The sequence below is a fragment of the Flavobacterium nackdongense genome, from assembly GCF_004355225.1.
GTDB classification, from domain to species: domain Bacteria; phylum Bacteroidota; class Bacteroidia; order Flavobacteriales; family Flavobacteriaceae; genus Flavobacterium; species Flavobacterium nackdongense.
Window position 1 is genome coordinate 2,239,233 of sequence record NZ_CP037933.1, and the last position, 26,138, is coordinate 2,265,370.

The 26,138-nt window shown below is 36.1% G+C and carries 21 protein-coding genes; 14 read left to right on the forward strand and 7 right to left on the reverse strand.

Annotated features, from left to right (window positions below; translation table 11 throughout):
• The gene (recJ, locus tag E1750_RS09575) at positions 1–1,698 is read right to left on the reverse strand and encodes a single-stranded-DNA-specific exonuclease RecJ (RefSeq protein WP_133276561.1); all 1,698 of its coding nucleotides are present in this window, start codon (positions 1,696–1,698) and stop codon (positions 1–3) included.
• Positions 1,699–1,933: 235 nt separating this feature from the next.
• Here recJ and ade point away from each other — a divergent pair, with 235 nt between their 5' ends.
• Positions 1,934–3,559, forward strand: coding sequence for an adenine deaminase (ade, locus tag E1750_RS09580; protein WP_133276562.1), 1,626 nt, complete (start codon positions 1,934–1,936; stop codon positions 3,557–3,559).
• Between the two features lie 112 nt (positions 3,560–3,671).
• On the opposite strand, the gene E1750_RS09585 is transcribed toward ade, so the two are convergent.
• Positions 3,672–3,890 (reverse strand): helix-turn-helix domain-containing protein, encoded by a 219-nt coding sequence (locus tag E1750_RS09585; RefSeq protein WP_133276563.1) that lies wholly within the window; start codon positions 3,888–3,890, stop codon positions 3,672–3,674.
• A gap of 189 nt (positions 3,891–4,079) precedes the next feature.
• On the opposite strand from E1750_RS09585, the gene E1750_RS09590 reads away from it, so the two are divergent.
• The 5 genes from E1750_RS09590 (at position 4,080) to E1750_RS09610 (ending at position 14,124) form a co-directional block, all read left to right on the forward strand.
• Positions 4,080–5,147, forward strand: a complete 1,068-nt coding sequence (locus E1750_RS09590) for a type I restriction endonuclease (protein ID WP_133276564.1) — start codon at positions 4,080–4,082, stop codon at positions 5,145–5,147.
• 150 nt (positions 5,148–5,297) lie between these two features.
• Positions 5,298–8,462, forward strand: a complete 3,165-nt coding sequence (locus tag E1750_RS09595; protein WP_133276565.1) for a UvrD-helicase domain-containing protein — start codon at positions 5,298–5,300, stop codon at positions 8,460–8,462.
• A gap of 27 nt (positions 8,463–8,489) precedes the next feature.
• Complete coding sequence (gene kbl / locus E1750_RS09600) at positions 8,490–9,680, forward strand: glycine C-acetyltransferase (RefSeq protein WP_133276566.1); 1,191 nt, start codon at positions 8,490–8,492, stop codon at positions 9,678–9,680.
• Between the two features lie 113 nt (positions 9,681–9,793).
• Complete coding sequence (locus E1750_RS09605) at positions 9,794–11,278, forward strand: OmpA family protein (RefSeq protein WP_133276567.1); 1,485 nt, start codon at positions 9,794–9,796, stop codon at positions 11,276–11,278.
• A gap of 68 nt (positions 11,279–11,346) precedes the next feature.
• Entirely contained in the window at positions 11,347–14,124 is a 2,778-nt protein-coding gene (locus E1750_RS09610; RefSeq protein WP_133276568.1) for a PD-(D/E)XK nuclease family protein, read from the forward strand.
• 42 nt (positions 14,125–14,166) lie between these two features.
• Here the strand turns inward: E1750_RS09610 and E1750_RS09615 are convergent, their stop codons facing one another.
• Both E1750_RS09615 and E1750_RS09620 read right to left on the reverse strand, forming a co-directional pair.
• Positions 14,167–14,949: an alpha/beta fold hydrolase gene (locus E1750_RS09615; protein ID WP_133276569.1), complete on the reverse strand. Its 783-nt coding sequence runs from the start codon at positions 14,947–14,949 to the stop codon at positions 14,167–14,169.
• 139 nt (positions 14,950–15,088) lie between these two features.
• Positions 15,089–15,889: a TIGR00266 family protein gene (locus E1750_RS09620; protein WP_133276570.1), complete on the reverse strand. Its 801-nt coding sequence runs from the start codon at positions 15,887–15,889 to the stop codon at positions 15,089–15,091.
• Positions 15,890–16,140: 251 nt separating this feature from the next.
• On the opposite strand from E1750_RS09620, the gene E1750_RS17750 reads away from it, so the two are divergent.
• A complete protein-coding gene (locus E1750_RS17750; protein ID WP_165698029.1) occupies positions 16,141–16,308 on the forward strand; it encodes a hypothetical protein in 168 nt (55 codons plus the stop codon).
• On the forward strand, positions 16,298–16,660 hold the full coding sequence (locus tag E1750_RS09625) for a PIN domain-containing protein (protein ID WP_133276571.1): 363 nt from the start codon (positions 16,298–16,300) through the stop codon (positions 16,658–16,660). Before E1750_RS17750 ends, E1750_RS09625 begins: the two co-directional genes overlap by 11 nt.
• 60 nt (positions 16,661–16,720) lie before the next feature.
• Here the strand turns inward: E1750_RS09625 and E1750_RS09630 are convergent, their stop codons facing one another.
• Entirely contained in the window at positions 16,721–18,013 is a 1,293-nt protein-coding gene (locus E1750_RS09630; protein WP_133276572.1) for an aminopeptidase P family protein, read from the reverse strand.
• Between the two features lie 484 nt (positions 18,014–18,497).
• Between E1750_RS09630 and E1750_RS09635 the strand changes: the two genes are divergently transcribed.
• From E1750_RS09635 to E1750_RS09660, 6 genes are all read left to right on the forward strand, one after another.
• A complete protein-coding gene (locus E1750_RS09635; RefSeq protein ID WP_133276573.1) occupies positions 18,498–19,163 on the forward strand; it encodes a succinate dehydrogenase cytochrome b subunit in 666 nt (221 codons plus the stop codon).
• Between the two features lie 101 nt (positions 19,164–19,264).
• On the forward strand, positions 19,265–21,274 hold the full coding sequence (locus tag E1750_RS09640) for a fumarate reductase/succinate dehydrogenase flavoprotein subunit (RefSeq protein WP_133276574.1): 2,010 nt from the start codon (positions 19,265–19,267) through the stop codon (positions 21,272–21,274).
• An 8-nt stretch (positions 21,275–21,282) separates the two neighbouring features.
• Positions 21,283–21,573, forward strand: a complete 291-nt coding sequence (locus tag E1750_RS09645) for a nucleotidyltransferase family protein (protein WP_133276575.1) — start codon at positions 21,283–21,285, stop codon at positions 21,571–21,573.
• A 28-nt stretch (positions 21,574–21,601) separates the two neighbouring features.
• Positions 21,602–21,910 carry a HepT-like ribonuclease domain-containing protein gene (locus tag E1750_RS09650; RefSeq protein ID WP_227873988.1) on the forward strand — a complete coding sequence of 103 codons (309 nt, stop codon included), beginning with the start codon at positions 21,602–21,604 and terminating at the stop codon, positions 21,908–21,910.
• A gap of 1 nt (position 21,911) precedes the next feature.
• Positions 21,912–22,673, forward strand: coding sequence for a succinate dehydrogenase/fumarate reductase iron-sulfur subunit (locus tag E1750_RS09655; protein WP_133276576.1), 762 nt, complete (start codon positions 21,912–21,914; stop codon positions 22,671–22,673).
• Positions 22,674–22,804: 131 nt separating this feature from the next.
• Positions 22,805–23,572 (forward strand): amidohydrolase, encoded by a 768-nt coding sequence (locus tag E1750_RS09660; protein ID WP_133276577.1) that lies wholly within the window; start codon positions 22,805–22,807, stop codon positions 23,570–23,572.
• On the opposite strand, the gene E1750_RS09665 is transcribed toward E1750_RS09660, so the two are convergent.
• Together E1750_RS09665 and E1750_RS09670 are read right to left on the reverse strand one after the other, a co-directional pair.
• Complete coding sequence (locus E1750_RS09665) at positions 23,561–25,231, reverse strand: Ig-like domain-containing protein (protein WP_133276578.1); 1,671 nt, start codon at positions 25,229–25,231, stop codon at positions 23,561–23,563. The two genes, E1750_RS09660 and E1750_RS09665, sit on opposite strands and share 12 nt — an antisense overlap.
• Positions 25,232–25,359: 128 nt before the next feature.
• On the reverse strand, positions 25,360–26,043 hold the full coding sequence (locus E1750_RS09670; RefSeq protein ID WP_133276579.1) for a ComF family protein: 684 nt from the start codon (positions 26,041–26,043) through the stop codon (positions 25,360–25,362).
• Between the last annotated feature and the right edge of the window lie 95 nt (positions 26,044–26,138).

The following is a 26,138-nucleotide window of genomic DNA, read 5'->3' on the forward strand; positions in this document are numbered from 1 at the left end:
TTACTTAATATCTTTCAACCGCAATTGAACGGAAGTTTTGCCATTCCACTCATTTTCATCAATACAATAAACCGCTTCAAACGGCTTTTTATTCGTAGTCAATTCTATTTTATTTCCTAATCCGAAACCAATAGCAGCCATTCCTTCCGTCCCGAGACTTCGGGATTGACGCACATACAGTTTCAAATGTTCTTCATCGGCTCCCAATCTTTGGGCATAACCTGTATCATTTACTTTTCTGCTCACAAAAACAGGCGTCATATTTTGAGGTCCAAAAGGCTCGAATTGTTTCAAAATCCGCGTCAGTTTTGGCGTGATATCCGTTAAATTAATTTCGGCATCAATGGCAATTTCTGGCGTCAACATATCGGGATGAATCGTTCGTTCCACTTCTTTTTCGAAGGCGTTTTTGAAAGCCAAATAATTTTCTTCCAACAAAGTCATTCCGGCAGCGTACATATGTCCGCCAAATTGTTCTAAATGTTCCGAACAAGCTTCCAAGGCATTATAGACGTCAAATCCTTTAACAGAGCGTGCCGAAGCCGCATATTTATCACCACTTTTAGTAAAAACTAAGGTCGGACGATAATAGGTTTCTATCAATCGCGAAGCCACAATTCCTATCACACCTTTGTGCCAATCTTCCTGAAAAACCACCGTCGTAAAACGTTTTTCTTCGCTATTTTCTATGATTTGATTAAGCGCTTCCTTGGTAATTTGTTTGTCTAAATCTTTCCGCTCGGAATTATAAGCTTCAATTTCGGATGCAAATTGTTGGGCTTGTTCAAAGTCAAATTCCGTCAATAACTCCACAGCGTGATTCCCGTGTTTGATTCGCCCTGCTGCGTTAATTCTGGGTGCGATGATAAAAACAACATCGGTTATATCTAAAGTTTTCTTTTTTATTTGATGAATCAAAGCTTTAAATCCAGGTCTCGGATCAGAATTGATGACTTGCAAACCAAAATAAGCCAAAATCCTGTTTTCGCCCGTCATCGGAACAATATCGGCAGCAATGGCTGTCGCTACCAAATCCAAATAGGGTGTCAAATCTTCAATGGTTTGGTTTCGGTTTTCACCCAATGCCTGAATCAATTTGAAACCAATGCCACAACCGCATAATTCATCATAAGGATAAGTACAATCCTCCCGTTTTGGGTCCAAAACCGCCACGGCTTCGGGCAACGAATTCCCTGGTCGGTGGTGATCGCAAATGATAAAATCGATGTTTTTTTCATTGGCGTAAGCGATATGATCGATAGATTTTATACCACAATCCAAAGCTATAATCAGCGAAAAATCATTATCGTCAGCAAAATCAATTCCTTTGAAAGAAATGCCATAACCTTCGTCATAACGATCGGGAATATAGGTAGCGACATTCGGATAATAGGTTTTCAAATAAGAGGAAACCAAAGAAACAGCAGTCGTTCCATCGACGTCGTAATCTCCGAAAACAAGAATATTTTCGCCTTTTTCGATAGCCAATTCAATGCGTTCAACCGCTTTTTCCATATCTTTCATCAAAAATGGATTGTGCAAATCGGCCAAAGTGGGACGAAAAAATTGTCTGGCTTGTTCGAAAGTTTCAATACCGCGTTGAACCAAAAGTGTTGCTACAAATTCCTCGACGTTCAAAGCTTCAGCAAGTAATTTGACCTTTTCTTCAGAAGGTTTTGGTTTGATGGTCCAGCGCATTTAGGGTTTATAGTTTAAAAGTTGATGCTGTTTGAGGGAAAATTAAAATCTAAAACAATATTAATCAATTTTATTTTTAAAAACAGAAAAACCTTTAAGATTAAGTTCAATTCACGGTTTAAGGCTGATGAATCATAACAGTTCAAAAGAAAATAAATTGTAAATATTTGGGAAAGCCTTCAGAAAAAATACAAAATCGCAGTACTTTTGAATTGCTATTTTTAAATCATTTCAAATGCAAATTCAGGGACAAATTGTCGACATCCAAAACCGACGCATTTATGCTGGAGAAATCACGGTCGAAAACGGGAAAATCATATCGATTATCGAAAAAAATCACGATAAAAAACACTATATTCTTCCCGGATTTATCGATTCCCACATTCATATCGAAAGTTCGATGCTCGTTCCTTCTGAATTTGCAAAAATTGCCGTGCTTCACGGAACGGTCGCCACGATATCCGATCCACACGAAATTGCCAATGTTTTAGGTAAATCTGGCGTTTTTTACATGATCGAAAACGGCAAAAAAGTCCCCTTAAAATTTCATTTTGGAGCTCCCTCTTGCGTTCCTGCTACCATATTCGAAACTGCTGGAGCCACCATCGATTCAGAAGGAATCAAGGAATTGATGGCTTCGCCCGATATTTATTATTTGGCGGAAATGATGAATTATCCCGGCGTTTTATTCGATGATGCAGAGGTTTTGAAAAAAATTGCGTGGGCAAAACATTTCAATAAGCCCGTTGATGGTCACGCTCCGGGACTACGAGGCGAACCGATAAAAAAATACATTTCAGCAGGAATTTCTACCGACCACGAATGCTTTACTTTTGAAGAAGCCGAAGAAAAATTATCCCTTGGAATGAAAATCCTCATTCGCGAAGGAAGTGCCGCTAAAAACTTTGAAGCACTCATCGATTTACTTCCAGAAAATTATGAGAATATGATGTTTTGCTCCGACGACAAACATCCCGACGATTTGATTGTAGGCCACATCAACTTACTTTGTGCTCGTGCTGTTGCCAAAGGAATTGACATTTTCAAAATCCTGCAAGCCGCTTGTGTAAATCCCGTGAATCATTACAAAATGAACGTGGGTTTATTGCAAGAAAAGGATGCTGCCGATTTTATTGTGGTTGAAGATTTGGTTAATTTTAAAGTGTTGAAAACCTATATCAATGGCGAATTAATTGCCAATAATGGTGAATCATTTGTAAAACATATTCCCTTTGAAACCCCAAATAATTTTAACATTACTTCCAAAGAAATGAGTGATTTTGCCGTTTCAGGGTCAGGTTCAAAAATTAGAGTTATCGAAGCTTTGGAAGGCCAATTGATTACCAATGAAATTCATCATCAATCATTTATTGTTGATGGGAAAATCGTTTCAGACACGGAAAACGACATCTTGAAAATGGCGGTTGTGAATCGTTATGAAAATACAAAACCAGCCATTGCTTTCATCAAGAATTTTGGTTTGAAAAAAGGGGCGATTGCTAGTTCTGTGGCGCACGATTGTCATAATATTGTTGTGGTTGGAACTTCAGACGAAGATATTTGCAATGCCGTCAATCTAATTATAAAAAATACGGGTGGAGTTTGCGCCGTGAATGGAGCCGAAAACAAAATCCTACCCTTGCCCGTTGCGGGAATTATGAGCGACAAAAACGGTTGGGAAACTGGCAAATTATATCAGGAAATTGATGCAATGGCGAAAGCGCTCGGAAGCAATTTGAAAGCACCTTTTATGACGCTTTCGTTTATGGCTTTGCTCGTTATTCCCGATTTGAAATTATCCGATAAAGGATTATTTAGCGGAAATACTTTTTCGTTTGTGGACTTGGTGGTGGAGAATTAACCGCAATGACGCTAGGTCGCAAAGTTTTTTTTAGTATTGACATTGGAAGATCCTCGATCATTTTGCGATGTCTTAAAATTTTGACAACTTTTTGAAACGGATTAAATCTTTACTAATCGTTAAACTTGAATAATTCGATTGTATTTATTTCTAGAGCTTTGGACACTATTTCGAGGGTCGAAAGTGTTGCATTTGCTCTTCCAGCTTCTAATCTAGACATATTACTTTTCTCAAAATTACATTTGGCAGCCAAATCCTGTTGAGAGATATTTTTCTCTTTTCGGATCTTCTGAATTCGTTTGCCAACCTGTATTTGTATAGATTCTTTCAAACTTTAATTATCATTTACGACAAGTCAAAATTTGTTATATATTTGTCTAATATGGTTATCATTTACGATAACTATAAAATTATTTTGCTCAAATGTGGAAAGCCGTAAAGTATTGCGGTTTCATCTTGATAAATTTGAGTGAAAATTTGAAAAAGGGACGAACTAATTAACAACTAAAAGATCATAACCATGGATTTAAAAGACCAACTTAAATTAATTGCAGACAGAACAAAGCATAAAGACAACATCCAAACCGAAGAAGCGACAAAAAATGCATTCATTATGCCTTTCTTACAAAGTTTAGGATATGATGTTTTTAATCCACTGGAAGTAGTTCCTGAATTTATCGCAGACATAGGAATTAAAAAAGGGGAGAAAATTGATTATGCAATCTTCAAAGATGGAAATCCAACAATTTTGGTTGAATGTAAAGATTGGAGGCAAAATTTGAATGTTCACGACGGACAACTTTTAAGATATTTTCACGTTTCAAAAGCAAAGTTCGGCTTATTGACAAATGGAATCGTTTATCGATTTTATTCCGATTTAGTGATGCCAAATAAAATGGATGAAAAACCATTTTTAGAATTTAATATTACAGAAATAAAAGACAATCAAATTGAGGAATTGAAAAAATTTCACAAAGCAAATTTTGATGCAGAAAGCATTGTAAATACCGCAAGCGAAATGAAATTTATGAACGAACTGAAACATTTGCTGAACAAAGAACTTACAGAACCAACTCCAGAATTTGTCAAACATTTTGCGAAACAAGTTTACCCTAGTGTTGTAACTGCAAGAGTTTTAGAGCAATTTACAGAATTGACAAAAAAATCTATTCAACAATACATCAGTGATTTAATAACCGAAAGATTGAAAAATGCCTTGTCAAAAGAGGATGAAAAAAATAAATCTGAAACTTCAAATGAAATTACTGCAGAACAAAATCTGGAAGATATTAGCAAAGTGAATACAACCGAAGAAGAACTTGAAGGCTTTTTAATCGTAAAGACAATTTTAAGACAAAAAATTCCAGCAACAAGAATTACTTATCGAGATGCACAGTCCTATTTTGCCATTTTTCTGGATGACAATAATCGAAAAGTAGTTTGCCGATTGCACTTAAATGGAGGAAAAAAATTCGTCGGATTGTTCGATGAAAACAAAAAAGAGACTAAAAATGAAATAGAAACCTTGGACGATATTTTTAAGTTTTCCGCAGAACTTTTGAAGACTATTGAGTTATACGAAAAGTAAAAATCTTTTTCATTGAAATGCAAACAAATGCCTTTGGCCAAGCCAAAGGTTTTTTTGTGGAATTTATTGACTTCAAAGATTAAGATTTAAAAACAATAGAAAGTTAGCAATCTTTGTATTACTTTTAATCCTGATTAATCAAAAATCACAATGCAAAGACCCTCATTCTCCATATACGACGCATCGGCAGGTTCCGGAAAAACCTATGCGCTGGTGAAAGAATACCTGAAAATTATTCTTGTCGCGCCTAAAAATGATGCCTATCGCAACATTCTCGCCATAACGTTTACCAACAAAGCGGTTCACGAAATGAAAAGTAGAATCGTGGGCAGTTTATCTGAATTTGCCAAAGACGAACCAAGTCAAAAAGCACAGGATTTGATGCAAGATTTGGCCAAAGAAACCCAACTATCTATCGTCCAAATCAAAACTAAATCACAGCAAATCATCAAGCATATTATTCACAATTACGCGGCTTTTGATATTTCGACAATCGATAAATTCACCCACAAAGTGATTCGTGCTTTTGCTCACGATTTAGGCTTGCAAATGAATTTTGAAGTCTCTTTGGAAAGTGATAATCTATTGACGGAGGCCGTCGATGCCTTGATTGCGCAGGCAGGCGAAGACGAAACATTGACCAAATTGCTCGTCGATTTCACGATGGAAAAAACCGATGATGATAAGTCTTGGGATATTTCCAGAGAAATTTTTGAAGTAGGCAAGTTAATTCAAAACGAAAATAATCGCGAAGAAATAGCGCATTTTAAAGATAAAACGATCACCGACTTTGTCGAAATAAAAAAGAAACTCGCCGAAGTATCCAAAGTATTAGAAGAGGAAAATGCATCCTTGGCTGAAACTGCTTTGCAATTGATTGAAAAAAATGCCATTGATATCAAATCCTTTTCGAGAGGAACGTTTCCAAATCATCTTCAGAGTATTGCAGAACGAAAATTCAATCCGAAAAATAAATTGTTTCGTGAATTTGAGGATATTTCCATCAATAAAACCGCCAAGGACCGAGCAATTATTGAAAATATAATTCCAGAACTATTGCAAATTCTCGCAGGAATTTATAAAAATTTCGAACAAAGAGATTTTTACCTAGCCTTCCTGAAAAACATAACGCCACTGTCTTTGCTAAATACCGTCAGCAAAGAATTGGATAAAATTCAGAAGGAACAAAACGTACTTTCTATTTCCGAGTTCAATACCAAAATTCATAGTGAAATTCAAAACCAGCCTGCGCCATTTATTTACGAGCGCTTGGGCGAACGTTACCGCCATTTTTTCATCGATGAATTTCAAGATACTTCCGAAATGCAATGGCAGAATCTGATTCCGCTGATTGATAATGCGACCTCGAGTGAATTCGACGGTGAAAAAGGAACCTTGATGATTGTAGGCGATCCAAAACAGTCTATTTACCGCTGGCGTGGCGGAAAAGCCGAGCAGTTTATCGAATTGAGCAAAAGTTATAATCCGTTCAATAATCCCGAAAAAGTTTTAGAACATTTAGATAAAAATTACCGTTCCTATTCGCAAATTATCGATTTTAACAATCGTTTTTTTCAAATGTTGTCCCATAAATTCGATCCCGAAGGTTCGGGACGAGATTACAAAGATTTGTACGAAAACCATAGCTACCAAAAAAGCAACAGCAAAACTGGTGGTTATGTCAATATTTCTTTTCTTCCACTAATCGAAAAAGAGGCTGATTCAGAAGAGGAAGAGGAATTAAACAAAATGGATTTGTATGTTAGGGCAACTCTAAAAACAATTCTAGAAGTAAAGCAAAAAGGATTCAAATTCAGCGATATTGTGGTATTAGTACGTCATAATAAAAACGGAACAGCGATTGCAAATTACTTGGTTGAACAGGGCATTCCGATGCTTTCGTCCGAATCTTTATTGATAAAAAATGCTACCGAAGTTCGATTTATCTTGCACTTTTTGAGATACTTAAAAAACAATAAGGATGCGGAATCAAAAGCGTATTTCTTAGAATATTTGGCACGAAATAATCGAGAAAAAATGCCAATTCACGACTTTATCTTAGCAGGAATGAAAATGAATGAGGTTGATTTCGAGGAATGGCTTATGACTTTTGGCGTTTCACTTGCCTTCTCTGATATTCGAAAAAAATCCTTGTATGAGGCCGTAGAAACCATTATCAAAGCCGTTTTGCCTTCAAAAAGAAATACGGCTTACATTCAGCATTTTCTTGACATTGTTTTGGAAAAAGATGTTCGAAATAATGCAGGAATCAGCGATTTTTTGGAGTATTGGGACAAAAGTTCGGATAAATTCAAGATTCCATCACCCGAAGGAAGCGATGCGGTGCAGATTATGAGTATTCACAAATCAAAAGGGCTTGAATTTCCTGTGGTTATTTTTCCGTTTGCCGAAGAAAATTATAGCTTACAAAAAAAAGATAAACTATGGCTTTCGGCCGATCAGGAAGAATTTGGTTTGCCCAAAGTACTAGTTGATAATAGCAAGGCCGTAGAGGGTTTTGGCACAGCCGCCAAAGCAACCTATATCGAAAAATCGCAGGAACAATTGCTGGATAATATCAATGTTTTGTATGTGGCACTGACCCGTGCCGAAGAACAATTGTATGTTATTTCGAGCCTTTTCAAGGCTAATAAAGAAGGAAACTACCCCAATAATATGGCCAGTTTTTTTATTGATTATTTAACCAAAGAATCCAATTTTGATGAAACGCAATTAGCGTATGATTTTGGGCATTCAGAACGAATTTCCTCAGCAACCAAAGCACAAAAAGAATTCAAAGCCATTCCGCAGGTAGCAGCAATTTTGGATTCAAAAAACATTAAAATCGCTCAAAAAGAATCGATAATGTGGGGAACTCACCAACAAGAAGCGATCGAGTACGGAAATGTTGTTCACGAAGTTTTATCTTTTGTAGCAACTAAAAAGGATGTCGATTTGGCCATTACCAAAGCCATCGAAAGTGGTTTGATTACAGTCAATCAAAAAGAGGTAGTTTGTAAAACGATTCAAGAGATTGTGAATCATTCCGAGCTTTCAATTTGTTTTGAAGAGGGCAGCCAAGTCTTGAATGAGCAAACTATTATTCAAAAAGAAGGCAAAACGATAAAACCTGACCGAATGGTTTTGACTAAAGCCAAGGAGGTTTATTTATTGGATTATAAAACAGGACTGTACAACGCTAAACATCGATTACAATTAGAAAATTATCAAAATGCCATTGAATTAATGGGTTACAAAGTGTTAAAAAAATCGATTGTATATATAGGAGAAGAAATCAATGTGATAAATTTGTAAAAAACTTTGAAATAAAATTTAAAAAATATGTACGGAAAAATAAAAGAACACCTTCAATCTGAACTTCAAACCATTGAAGAAAACGGCCTCTTCAAACGAGAAAGAATCATCACTTCACCGCAAGGAGCCGAAATTACGGTAAATGGAGAAACAGTACTGAATTTTTGCGCCAATAATTATTTGGGGCTTTCATCCCATCCCGAAGTGATTCAAGCTGCAAAAGATGCGATGGATACACACGGTTTCGGAATGTCTTCAGTTCGATTTATTTGCGGAACACAGGATATTCACAAAACCTTGGAAAAAAAGATTTCGGAATTCTACGGCACCGAGGACACCATTCTTTATGCTGCAGCATTTGATGCCAACGGGGGAGTATTCGAGCCTTTATTAAATGAAAATGACGCCATCATTTCAGATAGTTTGAATCACGCCTCGATTATTGACGGAGTTCGATTGTGCAAAGCAGCACGTTATCGCTATGAAAATAGCAATATCGAAGATTTAGAGCAGCAATTGATAAAAGCCAATGCAACAGGAGCTCGTTTCAAGTTAATAGTTACCGATGGAGTTTTCTCTATGGACGGACTGGTAGCGCCTTTGGATAAAATTTGTGACCTAGCCGATAAGTATGATGCATTGGTTATGGTAGACGAATGTCACGCTGCAGGATTTATTGGTACAACGGGAAAAGGAACGCTTGAAGCCAAAGGGGTAATGGGAAGAGTAGATATCATAACTGGCACATTAGGAAAAGCACTTGGTGGCGCTATGGGAGGATATACTACAGCCAAAAAAGAAATCATCGAACTCCTGCGTCAACGATCAAGACCCTATTTGTTTTCGAATTCATTGGCACCAGCTATTGTAGGAGCCTCAATAAAGGTTTTCGAATTATTAGAAAAAGATACTACTCTCAGAGACCAGCTGGAATGGAACACGAATTATTTCAAATCCGGAATGAAAAAAGCAGGATTTGATATTATAGAGGGTGATTCGGCTATTGTCCCTGTAATGTTATATGATGCAAAATTAGCGCAAACTATGGCCAACGAGTTATTAAAAAAGGGAATTTATGTAATTGGTTTCTTTTTTCCGGTGGTTCCTAAAGATAAGGCACGAATTCGGGTGCAATTGTCTGCCGCTCATAGCCAAAACAACCTCGATAGTGCAATTCAAGCCTTTGTGGAGGTTGGAAAAAGTCTAAATGTCATTTAATTCCATTTTTTACGCTTTTTTTTGTATTTTTTTTAACTTTTTATTTTGTAGTTAAAAAATTACGTGTTACTTTTGCTTTAAAATTAACTAAATTGTAATTAAACTTATTAAGTATGAAACATCTTAACAAACTTTTACTTGCTGTAATGATGGTGTTTGCCATGAGCTCTCAAGCACAAAACAGTAACAATCCTTGGGCTCTTTCGTTTGGGGTAAATGCAGTTGACACACGAGCTAGCGCTGGTGGAGGAAACAACTGGTTAGATTCTCACGTATCTCAAGCATTTCTTGTAGGTCAAAACTGGAACATTCTTCCTTCTGTATCTTATCTTAGTTTAGAAAGAGCAATTGGAAATAATTTCTCAGTTGGACTTAAAGGATCTATCAACAAAATTGATAAATTTGTTGTTTTTGATCCGTCAAACCCTGATCATAATTCTGCAGGTTATGTAACTACTAACCCTGGAGATTTAATGTATTATGGTGTAGAATTAAGCGCGAAATATAGCTTTATGTCTCTAATCGGTTCTAAAACTATTGACCCTTCGTTAAGTCTTGGTGGAGGTTATACTTGGTTAGGAGATAACAGTTTCGGATCTGTGAATCCAGGAGCAGGTTTAACTTTCTGGTTTACTGAAAATGTAGGTTTGCAATTAGCAACTGTTTATAAAGTTTCTCAATTACTTGGTCAAGATCGTTCTGAAATGGGAGATATCTATGCTCCTAAAGCGCCTTCTCATTTCCAACACTCTTTAGGTATTACTTTCCAATTTGGAGGTAAAGATACTGACGGAGACGGAATCTATGACAAAGATGATGCTTGTCCAGAAGTTGCTGGTTTAAAACAATTCAACGGTTGTCCTGATACTGACGGTGACGGAATCATTGACGGAAGCGATGCTTGTCCAACTGAATTTGGTTTAGCTGCTTTGAATGGTTGTCCTGATAAAGACGGAGACGGAATTGCTGACAAAGATGATGCTTGTCCAGATACTGCTGGTTTAGCTGCTTTCCAAGGTTGTCCTGATACTGACGGTGATGGTCTTGCTGACAAAGATGACAAATGTCCTACTGTAGCTGGTCCAAAATCGAATGGTGGTTGTCCAGTATTGGATGCTGATAAAGATGGTGTGCCAGATTTAGAAGATAATTGTCCTATCGTAGCTGGTCCTGCTAGCAACAAAGGTTGTCCAGAAGTAACTCAAGAAGTTGTCGAGCAACTTAGAACTCAAGCTAGAGCTATCAACTTCAATTTAGGAAAAGCAACTTTCAATACAGCTGATGTAAAATCTAATGAGAGTTTAGATGCTATTAAAAATATTCTTAAAAACTATCCTACAGCTAAATGGGAAGTTCAAGGACATACAGATAGTACAGGTGGTGCAAAATTAAACCAAAAACTTTCTGAAGACAGATCTAAAGCAGTTGTTGATTTAATGGTTCAAAACGGAATTAAACCTGAGAACATCACTTCTAAAGGTTATGGTCCAAGCAAACCAGTTGCTAGCAACAAAACTAAAGAAGGTAGAGCTAAAAACAGAAGAACTGAAGTTATCTACGTTGGTGGTGTTGATGGAATGAAAGTTAATCTTAAATAAGATAAGATAACCTAATATATTTATTAAAAAGCCGTTCTTAATTGAACGGCTTTTTTTATATTTATAAAATGATAGAAATTTCTTTTTTAGATAAAGTTGCCAAAGTTTTAATCGATAATTATTCAGAAAAATTATCCAGTACCATAGTGGTTTTGCCCAACAAGCGAGCCAAGGTCTTTCTTGTAGAAGCCCTAAAAAAACAAGTTTCGACTACTATCTTTTCTCCAAAGATTGTTAGTATTGAAGAATTTATTCAAGACATTGCAGGCATACGTAGTATTGATGCGATAGAATTACTGTTCGAATTTTATGAAGTTTACTTATCGGCTACCGAAAAACCAAAACAAGAATCTTTTGAGCTTTTTGCGATTTGGGCTAAAACATTATTACAAGATTTCAATGAAATCGATCGCTATCTATTAGACCCCGTACACGTCCTTTCGTACTTAAAAGACATTGAAGACATCAAGAGATGGGGAATAGAAGTCGAAAACAAAACCCAATTGCTAGAAAAGTATATCAATTTCTGGAAATTATTACCCAATTACTACCAATCACTTTACGATCATTTGCTACATAAAGGCATAGGTTATCAAGGCTTAATCTACCGAGAAGCCGTAAATAATCTCAATCATTTTTCGAATACTGTAAAAGACAGTAGTTATGTTTTTGCAGGTTTCAACGCTTTAAATGCTGCCGAAGAGCGCATTATCCAGCATTTAATCGCATCGGAGCAAGCAGAAATCTTCTGGGATGCAGATCAAACTTTTCTAAACGATCCATATCACGACGCAGGACTATTTGTACGACGATTCAAATCAAGTTGGAAGCACTATAAATCGAACCCGTTCGAATGGATTGTGGACGATTTTTCAATGTCTAAAAACATTCAAGTTATTGGCACACCAAAAAGTATTGGTCAAGCCAAAATTACCGGCAACATTATAGAAACTATTATCAAGGATAATCCAAATACAACATTGGACAAAGTTGCCGTGGTTCTTGGAGAGGAAAACCTGCTGACACCCCTTTTGTATTCTTTACCCTCAACAGTTGGCGCATTGAATATCACGATGGGATACTCCAGCAAGAACAACCCCGCACAGCTTTTAATTGCAAAATTATTCAAAATGCACGCGAATGCTTTGGCTAGAAATGCCAAAAGCTACGTCCTGTATTATAAAGATGTATTGGATGTTTTGACACATCCTTTGATAGAACCTTATGCAAACGCAAATGCGGTCGTTGCATTTATTAATCAGAACAATTACACCTTTATTCCTCATCATAAATTGATGGCATTGCAACCACATCCTTCTGATTTATTTCATTTATTATTCCAAAAATGGGAAGCCGGTTCGATTCCTGTTTTAGAAGCGATTTCTAGTTTATTACTAACCATCAAATCTAATTTAAACAAGGATAATGAAGAGGAGAAAATCGCTAAAGCTTTTGTTTATAGCCTTTTCAAAACAATAAACAAACTCATTAATTACTACTCGAAACATTCACACATCGATACAATCGAAACTCTTCATTCCATTTACAAACAAGTCATAGATTTAGCTGAAGTCTCTTTCGAAGGGGAACCATTAAATGGGTTGCAAATTATGGGCGTTTTAGAAAGTCGTGTTTTGGATTTTGAAACCGTAATTATCACTTCAATGAATGAAGGAAAATTTCCAGCAGGAAAAGCCCAAAATTCATTCATTCCCTATGACGTGAAACGGGAATTGGGTTTACCGACTTTCAAAGAAAAAGATGCTATTTACACCTATCATTTCTACCATTTGTTGCAACGCGCCAAAAACATTTATTTACTATACAATACTGAAAGCGAAGGTTTGGATGCCGGTGAAAAAAGCCGCTTTATTACCCAATTGGAAGTCGAAAAACAAGATAAACATATACTTACTCACGAAATTTACAATGCTGTTTTACCCGAAACCGCCTATGAACCTATCGTAATTCCAAAATCGGAATCGGTGATGCTGCGTTTGAAAGAAATAGCCGAAAGAGGTTTTTCACCAACGGGTTTAACCAGTTTTGTCCGAAACCCCATACAGTTTTATTTCCAAAGGGTTTTGCGCATTAGTGAAGTGGAAGAAGTCGAGGAAAATATCGCTTTGAATACGTTGGGAACAATTATTCACGGAACCTTGGAAGCTTTATACACTCCATTTATCGGCAAGTTTTTGTCTGAAAATGATATTTTAGCTTGCTTCAAACTTTTGGACGCAGAAGTCTTGAAACAATTCAAATTGGTTTACAAAGAAGGCGAAATCAAAAAAGGAAGAAATCTTCTGGCATTTGAAGTGGCCAAACGGAATGTTTCTAATTTTTTGAAAGTCGAACTGGAAAGCCTCAAAAAAGGAGATGCGATAAAAATTCTTCATCTAGAAAAAGATTGTGAAAGAATTTTGGAACATCCAAGTCTGCCATTTCCCATAAAAATCAAAGGAACAGTAGACCGAATCGAAGAACGCACGCCAAAAAATGGAACGACAAGGATAAGAATTATCGATTATAAAACCGGCAAAGTCGAAAAAACTAATGTTAGGCTTATATCTTGGAACGGATTAACAGAAGAAATCAAAAATGACAAGATAATTCAGATTTTAGCGTATGCTTTTATGTATGAAAATGAAGCGAATGGAAAACCGATAGAAGCGGGAATTATTTCGTTCAAAAACTTGAAATCGGGGTTTTTACCTTTCAATTTCAAAGACGGAAAAGAAGAAAACACGACCATAGACACAGCAATTTTAAATGAATATCTAGAACAGATGGTTTTGTTGCTGGATGAAATTTTGGATGAAACAAAACCTTTCGAAGAAAAAGTTTAACCACAAAGCGCGCAAAGGTTTCGCGAAGTTCGCGAAGTGATTTTAAACACTTTTAAAAAACTCCAATAAAACGGCTTTCAGTGCATCTCGATTCTCAATATAGCTCATATGTCCGTCGGGAAAAGTGACTAGCTTTACAGTTGTATTTTCAATTTGCTGTAGATTGTCTTCATAATTTAAAACGCCGTCTTTTTTACCTAAAATCAATAGCATTGGAAAAGTCGCTGAATGCAAAATAGGTTCGCGATCGTTCCTGATTTTCATTCCTTCGAGCGAAGCGACAATGCCTTGCAAAGGAGTTTTTAAAGCCTCAATTTTTACTTTTTCGATCTCGTCTGTCATTCTTTCGCGATTTTCTTCGCTAAATAAATTGGAGATAGAAAGTCGGACAAAAGTAGCATACTCTTTCTTCACCGCTTTGATGGCACGATCCCGATTGGCTTTTCGTTCCTCGCTATCAGCCTTGGAAGTCGAATTGAGTAAAACCAAGCCTTTTACCATTTTAGGAAACATTTCGGCGAAAGCCAAAGCTACATAACCGCCCATAGAATGCCCAACAAAAATCGCTTTTCGGATTCGTAATTTTGACAAAACGGACTGAACTACTTCGGCGTTGTCTTCCATAGAATGAACATAACCCAAACAGTCTGTTTCGCCGTGACCCAACAAATCGATGGTGATGATGCGGTTTTTTTTACTGAATTCAGGAACCAAATCCTGCCACATCGTTTGGTTTTCCAAAAATCCGTGAAGCAATACAATAGCATTGCCTTTTCCAGAATCGGAATAGGAGATTTTCGTGTTTTTGTATAGGATTTGATTCATTGTTTTAAACTTGGAGCAAAAATAAGGCTAAAATTTTTAAACCATATAAGTCAATTAAGTTTTTCTTATATGACTTATATGGTAAAATAAAAACGGCTCACATCTCAGCAAACCGTTTATAATTATCATCTAGAACGTTTTAAAATTTATTATCCCCGTCCAATAAATTTCCTAATCCACCAAGTAAACTGCCTTCCTCACGACTATTTCCTCCCGCTCTTGGTGCCGAAGCAATAATTCGATCGGCTAGGCGGCTGAAAGGCAATGACTGTATGTAAACCGTTCCGGGACCTCGCAGCGTGGCATAAAACAAACCTTCGCCACCAAAAATTGAATTTTTAATTCCGCCTATAAATTCAATATCATAATCTATATTCTGAGTGAAACCTACAAGACAACCCGTATCTACTTTTAGAATCTCGCCCTCTCCAAGTTCTTTTTTCGCCAAAGTTCCACCTGAATGCACAAATGCCATTCCGTCTCCTTCGATTTTCTGCATAATAAAACCTTCTCCACCAAAAAAGCCACGACCTAATTTTTTAGAAAATTCGATTCCCACTGCTACGCCTTTGGCCGCACATAAAAAGGAGCTTTTTTGACAGATGAATTTCCCTTGAAATTGTGTCAAATCAATAGGAAGGATTTTTCCGGGATAAGGAGAAGCAAACGAAACTTTGCTTTTGAAATTATTTTGATTGATAAAGGCGGTCATAAACAAGCTTTCACCAGTAAGAACGCGTTTTCCTGCGCTGAGCAATTTGTCGAAAATCCCCGTTTGTTGTTGGGAACCATCGCCAAAAATGGTTTCCATTTGGACATTATTGTCCATCATCATAAAGCTTCCTGCTTCGGCAATGACAATTTCTTGTGGGTCTAATTCGATTTCAACATATTGCATTTCTTCTCCAAAAATTTGGAAATCTATTTCGTGTGCTTTCATTTTTATCTTTTTTTGAATTAAACAATAGGTCTAAAAAAGGATGTAAAAGTTACTGTTTTTTTGTGGATTTTGAAAGTAATCGCGCAATAACAATCTGAAGCACATTAATTATTTGTTAAATAAAAAATTGCTTAAATTACTGCTCGTTAAGAAAATCTTAAATAGTGATTTGAAAAACATTTAATGATTTTAAGAATCTATTTTGGAAATTGAAAGCAAATTTTCGCTAATTTTATAAAAAAATTTGAATTATGGTTTTGATTATAAAAAAGAAAAATGCTAAAAAAGAAATCGAGTCTTTTTTAGAAAAAAAAGTAAAACCTGTCTCTAAAGGTAATTTGTCTGCTCATTTTGGGAAACTAAAAAGGGATTTGGATGGACTTGAATATCAATTAGAGAAAAGAAAAAATGAAGATTGATTTTTTGGCAGACACTAATTTTTTAATCAATCTTCACGAAGGAAAACCATTTATTGAGCCATTTTTAGAGTATGTTTTTGGAGTTTCTTTTATTTCAGAAATTGAACTTCTAGGGCATAAAAATATTTCTAAAAATGAAGAAAATGCTCTAAAACATCTCTTGAAAGATTCTTTTATTTTTAATTTTAATGACGACATCAAACATCAAACGATTTTATTAAAACAAAAGCATTCGATAAAGCTTCCCGATGCAATCATCGCTTCTACAGCTATTATTTTTCAAATCCCTTTGATTACATCTGATAAAGGTTTTAAAAAAATTAAAGAAATCGACCTGATTTTATTGGAATAAAAAACGGTTCGCATCGCTGCAAACCGTCTATTTTGTATATTCTATTCTCTTTTATCTAATTTAAGAATTCATAAGCATTTCAATTTCCTCAATTTCAATCGGAATGTTGCGCATTAAATTAAATGGCTCCCCCGTTTTTTGAACCACCACATTGTCTTCTAATCGAATTCCCAATCCTTCGGCAGGAATGTAGATTCCAGGTTCTACGGTGAAAACCATATTGGCTTGCATCGGTTCAGTTAGTTTTCCGTAATCGTGGGTGTCCAATCCCATATGGTGTGAAGTGCCGTGCATAAAATATTTTTTGTAGGCTGGCCAATCTGGGTTTTCGTTTTGCACATCGGCTTTATCGATAAGCCCTAATCCGAGCAACTCCGAAGTCATTAATTTACCTACTTCAAAATGATATTGTTTCCAAAGTGTTCCGGGAGTAAGCATTTTAGTAGCTTCATTTTTTACTCTCAAAACGGCATTGTAAACCGCTTTTTGTCTGTCGGAATAACGTCCTGAAACAGGAATTGTTCGGGTTAAATCGCTGGAATAATTGGCGTATTCGGCGGCAACGTCCAATAAAATTAAATCTCCGGCTTTGCACTGTTGGTTGTTTTCGATATAGTGCAAAACATTGGCATTATTTCCAGAAGCGATAATAGGAGTATAAGCAAAACCCTTGGAACGATTGCGAATAAATTCGTGAATCAGTTCGGCCTCGATTTCGTATTCCATCACATTGGGTTTTACAAAAGGAAGTAGTCTTCTGAACCCTTTTTCGGTAATATCGCAGGCAGTTTGAATTAAATCTAATTCTTCAGTCTCTTTAACGGAACGTATTCGTTGCAAAATCGGATTGCTTTTGGCAACCTGATGTGCAGGATATTTGGCTTTCCACCATTTTACAAAACGGGCTTCTCGGGTTTCAGTTTCAACGGTGGCGCGATAATGCTCGTTGGTGTTAATATAAATCGTATCGGAATAGGTCATCATTTCGAATAAAACTTTCTCGAAATCTTGCAACCAATGCACGGTTTTTATTCCCGAAACTTCAAAAGCGCGATCTTTGGTTAGTTTTTCGCCCTCCCAAATGGCAATGTGTTCGCTGGTTTCTTTTAGGAAAAGCATTTCTCTTTGGTTTTCATACGGCGCATCCGGAAAAAGCAATAAAATGCTTTCTTCTTGGTCAACGCCGCTCAAATAGAGAATATCACGATGTTGTGCAAAAGGCAACGTGCTGTCGGCCGAAACGGGATAAATGTCGTTTGAATTGAAAACTGCTACGCTATTTGGCTTCATTTGAGCCGTGAATTTTGCGCGATTTTTTATGTAAAGTTGTCGGTCTATTTGATGGTATTTCATAGGTATAAATTTTGTTTTTTATTGGTTAGACAAGGTATCGCCTTTTTACTCCAAGAGGTTTGCTTGCTCAAACTTTTTGTTAATGGCGATTTCATATGTAAATATTTATTGTTTTTTATTGGTCATCTGCAATTATTCTAAGCTTTATAGGCGATTAAATTGCATTTCGGAAAAGCTAATTTCATTTCAATACAAATTTGAGTATTCAAAAGTAGAAACTTTGGCAATAAAAAAGGGGTTTCGGAGAAAATAATTGCCCAAGTATAAAATTAAACAAATATTAAATTAAAACTAAAACTTAGGAACATTAATTGGTTTATTTGTAAATTTCGCATTATTTACTGATTTACGGGTTGTTAGCGGCTTTAATTTTAAGTTAAATTCAGAAAAAAAGAATAATTATAAATAACGAAAAAAGGTTGTGCATCACTTGGATTTCCTTTATTTTTGCGTACATTTTTAACAAATTATATTCAAATTACTTATGGCAAAATCTGCAATATTGAAGTCGTCAATAGCTAAAAAAGTGGCAATGGCGCTTTCAGGACTTTTTTTGATTATGTTTCTATCGCTCCACTTTTTTATTAATATGGTTTCGGTTTTTAGTGCCGAATCGTTTAATGCGATGTCACATTTTATGGGGTACAATCCTTTAATCCAATTTGTTATGCAACCGGTTTTAATTGCTGGAGTTGTTTTTCACTTTGTTATGGGTTTTGTTTTAGAACTAAAAAATAGAAGCGCTAGACCCGTTGCTTATGTGAAATATAATGGAGCTGCAAATGCCTCTTGGGCTTCCAGAAATATGATTATTTCCGGAGTGGTTGTGTTGGCTTTTTTAGGCTTGCATATGTACGATTTTTGGTTTGCCGAAATGAATTATAAGTACATCGCGGTAAATGAAATTAACGAAACGAGATACTATGAAGAATTGATTCATAAATTCGTGAGTCCAGTTCGCACCGGATTGTATAGTATTGCTTTCTTGTTGCTGTCGGTTCACCTTTGGCACGGATTCACTTCTTCTTTGCAATCAATAGGATTTGATAATAAAATTGGAAAATCATTGCATTCTATATGCTACGCTTTTGCAATTGTAGTTCCTTTTGGATTTATTTTCATTGCACTATTTCATCATTTTAATCATTAATATCAATCTATAATGAAATGAGCATAGTTCAAATGGTTTGCTAAAAATCAGTTTAGTTATGCGAATTACATAAGACCGATAAAAAAAATAACTATCAACTTATGAAACTAGATTCTAAAATACCTGAAGGTCACATTTCACAAAAATGGACTGATTATAAAGATCACTTAAAGTTAGTTGCTCCAAACAACCGACCAAAAATAGACATTATCGTAGTAGGAACAGGTTTGGCAGGAGCATCTGCTGCAGCCTCTTTTGCTGAAATGGGTTATAATGTCAAAGCATTTTGCTACCAAGATTCTCCACGTCGTGCACACTCGATTGCTGCGCAAGGAGGAATCAATGCTGCAAAAAATTATCAAAATGATGGAGACAGTATCTATCGTTTGTTTTATGATACAATCAAAGGTGGAGATTACAGAGCGCGTGAGGCAAACGTACACCGTTTAGCTGAAGTTTCTGGAAATATCATCGACCAATGTGTGGCTCAGGGAGTGCCATTCGCCCGTGATTACGGAGGATATTTAGACAACCGTTCATTTGGTGGTACTCAATTGCAACGTACTTTTTATGCAGCTGGACAAACTGGACAACAGTTGTTATTAGGAGCTTATTCTGCGCTTTCTAGACAAATTGGTCTAGGAAAAATAGAGATGTACAATCGCCACGAAATGTTGGAATTGGTAAAAGTAAATGGAAAAGCTCGCGGAATCATAGCTCGTAACTTGGTTACAGGAGAATTAGAAAGACATTCTGCTCACGCTGTCATTATTGCAACCGGAGGATACGGAAATGTGTATTTCCTTTCGACCAACGCTATGGGATCGAATGTTACAGCTGGTTGGAAAGTGCACAAACAAGGTGCTTTATTTGCCAATCCTTGTTATGTTCAAATTCACCCAACCTGTATTCCAGTTCACGGAACCAATCAATCTAAATTGACTTTGATGTCGGAGTCGTTAAGAAACTCTGGACGTATTTGGGTTCCTAAGAAAAAAGAAGATGCAGCAGCCATTCGTGAAGGAAAATTGAAAGCCTCACAAATAGCCGAAGAAGATAGAGATTACTATTTAGAAAGAAAATATCCATCTTACGGAAATTTGGCTCCTAGAGATATTTCTTCGAGAGCGGCCAAAGAAGTATGTGACGCTGGTCACGGTATCGAAGCTAACGATACCAACGAAGGGGTTTATTTGGATTTCTCTACTGAGATTCAATCTAAAGGAAAACAAGCGGCTTTCGCTAAAGGAAATCACAATCCTTCGCAAGAAGAAATCGTGACTTTAGGTAAAAAATGGTTAGAAGAAAAATATGGTAACTTGTTTACTATGTACCAGAAAATCACCGATGAGAATCCCTATGAAACGCCAATGAAAATCTATCCTGCGGTGCACTATACAATGGGTGGTGTTTGGGTCGATTATAATTTACAATCTACTATTCCAGGTTGTTTCGTTGCAGGAGAAGCTAATTTCTCGGATCACGGAGCGAATCGTTTAGGAGCTTCGGCTTTGATGCAAGGTCTTGCTGATGGTTATTTTGTATTGCCTTACACGGTTTCAGATTATTTAGCTGATGATATTCGTACTGGAAAAATTTCTACTGATTTGCCAGAATTCGCAGCTGCCGAAAAGAATGTTAAAGATTCAATTGACAAATTCTTAAACAATAACGGAACTAAAACTGTGGATCATTTCCACAAACGTTTAGGTTTGATTATGTGGAATAAAGTTGGAATGGGACGAACTGCGAAAGGTTTAACAGAAGCTATATCAGAAATTGCAGCTTTGAAAGCAGAATTTTTGAAAGATGTTTACGTTCCTGGAAGCGCAGACGAATTGAATCCAGAATTAGAAAAAGCACTTCGTGTAGCTGATTTTATCGAATTAGGACAATTGATGGCTATCGATGCTTTACAAAGAAACGAATCTTGTGGAGGTCACTTCCGTGAAGAATACCAAGATGCAGAAGGAGAAACACTTCGTGATGACGTGAACTTTAAATTTGTTGGAGCTTGGGAATACAAAGGCGATGACATCAGCAAAGAGGAACTGCATAAAGAAGATTTGAATTACGAATTTATCAAAATAGCGGCTCGTAACTATAAGTAGTCTTTAGAATGAGAACTCAATTAGACATAAAAACAAAGCTAACGGAACTAAAGCCAATTCTGCAACAAAAATATCCTGTTGCAGCGATTGCTTTGTTTGGTTCGTATGCCAGAAATGAGCAAACCGAAGATAGCGATGTGGATGTGATGATTGAATTGAATGGAAAAATGGGTATTGAATTTTTCCGAATGGCAGATCAAATCGAAGATTATTTAGGTATAAAAACTGATGTTGCTTCGAGAAATGGCATTAAACCACGATATTTTGAATTTATTAAGCCCGATTTAATCTATGTCTAAAAGAGATTAAAAATTATTACTTCAAGACATTCAAGAGTGTTCCCAAAGAATTCAAGAGTATACCAAAGGGTATTCTTATGAAGATTTTACAAAAGATAGAAAAACAGTTGATGCGGTTGTTAGGAATTTTGAAATCATCGGAGAAGCAAGTTCAAATATAGATAAGGATTTTAAAATTCGAACCCCTCAAATATTGTGGGCTGATATGAAAAATTTAAGAAACCGAATGATTCACGATTATACTGGTGTTGATTATGAAATAGTTTGGGAAATTATAACAAAATATTTAAACGAATTAGAATTTCAAATAGACAATTTAATTAAAGAAATAGAATAAAATGAGTGCAGCAAAAAATATCAATATAACCCTAAACATTTGGCGTCAGAAAAATGCCAAAGCTAATGGGAAAATGGAAACATACAAATTGAATGATGTTTCTACAGCCAGTTCGTTTTTGGAAATGTTAGACCAATTGAACGAACAACTAGTAAACGAAAGAAAAGAGCCAGTAGCATTCGACCACGACTGTCGTGAAGGTATTTGCGGAATGTGTTCTTTGTATATCAACGGACGAGCGCACGGACCAGACACAGGAATCACCACTTGTCAATTGCATATGAGAATGTTCAATGATGGCGATACCATCGTGATTGAGCCTTGGCGAAGTGTTGCTTTCCCAGTAGTAAAAGACTTAGTAGTAGACCGATCTTCATTCGAAAGAATTCAACAAGCCGGTGGATTCGTATCTGTAAATACTTCTGGAAACACAATCGATGCGAATGCCACTCTAGTGAACAAAAAGGATGCAGACAAAGCCTTTGAAGCAGCAGCTTGTATCGGATGCGGTGCTTGTGTAGCTACTTGTAAAAATGGCTCAGCCATGTTATTTGTTGGAGCAAAAGTATCTCAATATGCTTTATTACCACAAGGACAAATTGAAGCCACTGATCGTGTATTGAATATGGTTCGTCAAATGGATTTGGAAGGTTTTGGAAATTGTACCAACACTGGAGCTTGCGAAATTGAATGTCCAAAAGGAATTTCTTTAGAAAACATCGCTCGTATGAACAGAGAATATCTTTCTGCAAGTTTGAAATAGTATTTCAAAAACAGTTTATAACATAAACGTCTTGAGAAATCGAGGCGTTTTTTTGTTAGATTAAATTTGAAATCTATGTAAATCTGTTTGATCGGTGTCATCTGTGTGCCATTTTTTAGTAATTTTATAAAATGAAAGTAGCCTTAATCCAATCCAACTTAACTTGGGAAAACCCAAAAGCCAACCGAAATCTTTTCGAAGAAAAAATCAACACCATTGCTGAAAATGTCGATTTGATTGTACTTCCCGAAATGTTCACCACCGGATTTACAATGAATCCTGAGCTTGTTTTTGATACAATGGAAGGCGAAACTGTTTCGTGGATGCAATCGTTGGCGAAAGCCAAGAATAGCGCGATTACGGGGAGTTTGATTATGAAGGAAACTAATAATTTCTACAACAGATTGGTTTTTGTTTTTCCGTCAGGAGAGATCAAATTTTATGACAAAAGACACCTGTTTACCTTAGCGGGCGAAAACCAAGTCTATACTTCAGGCAAGCAAAAATTAATTGTGGAATATCTCGGCTGGAAAATTTGTCCGCTGGTTTGCTATGATTTGCGTTTTCCTGTTTTTGCACGAAATGTCGAACATTATGATCTATTGCTATATGTTGCCAATTGGCCAAAACCTCGCGTGAATGCCTGGGATATTTTACTCAAAGCACGCTCGGTCGAAAATATGTGTTATACTATCGGGGTAAACAGAACGGGTTTTGACGATAACAATTATGAATACAATGGACATTCACAAGTTGTTGATTTTCTTGGAAATGACGTTCTCAAACCACAAGAAACCGATGGAATTTTCATCGTAACATTAAATAAAGAAAAATTGCAAGAAACCAGAAACAAACTAGACTTCCTTAACGACAAAGATTCCTTTGAACTAAAAACTTGATCTAGATTTTTTTTTCAGGTCTTTCTTAGGCTTCACCTTTTTTATAGGTTCCGGACTATACGGAATACTTAAATCAAAAACTTGTTCTACATCCCAATTAGCGCGAACATCTATTTCCTTCGAAAAATAAATTATTTCTTCGGCCTGCCGTTTCGCTAGGAAATTTCCTGAATCCCATTCCTTATTTTTATTGTCGTCATAAATTGCTCTAAGAGAAAAAAGCGATGGGTCAATCAAGCTAAATTCGACTTTTGTATTGCTTTCGCTATATTCTGTTGCTAAAACTTCGCCGGTCTTGTTGGTCAACTGAATCAATACAGGAAAACGTTTTACGTTTTGCAAACTCACTTTCAGATTGCCATATTCTTCGACACTTTTAGTGTTCAAACTAAAGGAATTCTTTTTGTTCGATTGATCCAAATAATCCGTCACTGCGCCGGGCATCATTATAATCGTATAGTTTTCTGAAAACTCTTTTTTAAAATCAAATTGTAGCTGTTGATTAAATTCATCGTATTTGGTCGTGAAAGCCACCGCCGTTGAATCTTTAGTAATGAGTTTCATTTTGGAATTGTCAATTTTTACCAACGGGGTTGCACTTTCTAAAATAAATTTACTCCTAAAACTAACATTACTATTTTGCGTAGTGGTAATATTCAAGCTGTCTTTTTTCTGTTCTTTGATTTTAAAGCTAAAATTCTTAGCGTATTTTTCTTTTGAAATTGCCAATGACAGAGAATCGGTTTTCGCAGGCTTAATCCAAATTTGTAGCGAATCCTTTTTGGGAAACTGGGTCACAATTGTTGACAAATCGGCGTTTTTATTTTTTAACGCTAATTTAATTCCATTTGCCTTTCCTTCATAAGGAACAATGATTCTGTTTCCTGATATTTGAAAAGGTTTTTGGGCTTTAAAAGGAGGCACTTCTTTGAATAATTTCAGTTCAAAAACAGTATCATTCGGAATGGTAATAAACTGCTTCTTAAATCCTATTTTGTCTTTGTTAGGATTAAATTTATTATTAGAACCGTAATCCTTCATCGCTACAAGCAGGTATTTTCCGACTTTTAAATTCTCTAATTTAAAAATCTTCAAACTGTCTAGCGTGTTGGTAATATATCTTGGCGATTCTTTGTAAACCACCGAATCATTAAATTTATCATTAACCTCATACAGCATCACCGAAACGAAGGATTCCACATCTTTTGTATAGGCATCTTTTACCGTTCCAGTAATAGTTAACGAATCGATAATACTGCCAGTAGAAAACACATATTTAAACTGATTATAAGGATTTCCTTCGTTGTTGTCTTCTATACTTTGCCCAAAATTGAAGCTATACGTAGTGTTGGGCTGCAAAGTGTCGTTTATTTTCACCGTTATAGTTTTACTTGCAGTCGTGGGTAAAATTAGTGGCTCGTTCTTCATCGGCGGCGAAATAATTAACTGCTTCTTTATATCTTTCAACTTGACAAATTCGTCAAAAGTCAATTTGATTTCGCTTCCTTTGAAGTTGGTGCTGAAGTTTTTAGGAAAACTGGCCTTCAAAATCGGAGCTAGTGTATCTTTCGAACCGCCCGTAATGCTACCTCTTTTAGCACAACTTGCCATAATTAATACGAATAGAAATAGAAAATATTTAGAGTTGTTTTTCAACATAATGCAAGAATATTTAGAAACTACAAAATAACAATTATATTCGCTGTAATTGAAATTTTTATGAAATTATTAGCCGCTTTAACCCTGTCAGGGTTCAAAACCCTGACAGGGCTGAGATTTATAGAAACTTAGCTATGCGCCATTGCCATACAAACAATACTAATTCGTGCACCGGGAATTTTCAATAAGGCGTGCGAACAAGCTTCCAAAGTCGAACCAGTCGTGAGCACATCGTCAATCAAGAGGAAATGTTTATTGTGGTCTTTTTCGGTGAAAACAACATCGAATATAGTGTCTATACCTTCACTTCTATTCAATAAATTTTTCTTGGATTGGGTTTTCGAATATACATTTCGAACCAATATATTGGAATCAAATGGAATATCCAAAGCAACGGAAAGCGTTTTTCCAAAATTGGTAACCTGATTATAACCCCGTTCTCTCAACTTTCGTTTGTGCAAAGGCACAGGAATAATTTCATCTACCGATTGCATGATTTCCAAATTTTTCAAATCTTCAGCATACCATTCACCCAAAACAGTACCAATCTGCTCTTGACCTTTATATTTCAGGTTATGAATTAATTCTTGAACGATTCCTTTTTGATGAAAATACAATAATGCAGAGGTGTGTTCAACTGGAATTCTACCATAAAATTTTTTGAAAGCCTCATTTTCAGGATTCAAATGATGATTCGTCAACGGAATATTATGTCGGCAAACCGTGCAAATCACTTTTTCATTCGACACCAAAAACGAATGACATCCAGCACAAACTGGCGGAAAAAAGAGATTGATTAGGCTTTGCAACATAAATTAGAGATATTATTTATAAAAATAGCAAAATCGATGCTTCAAACTTCAAAAATGTTTCTTTTTTTAAGTTCACTTTTTATATTTTTGCACCA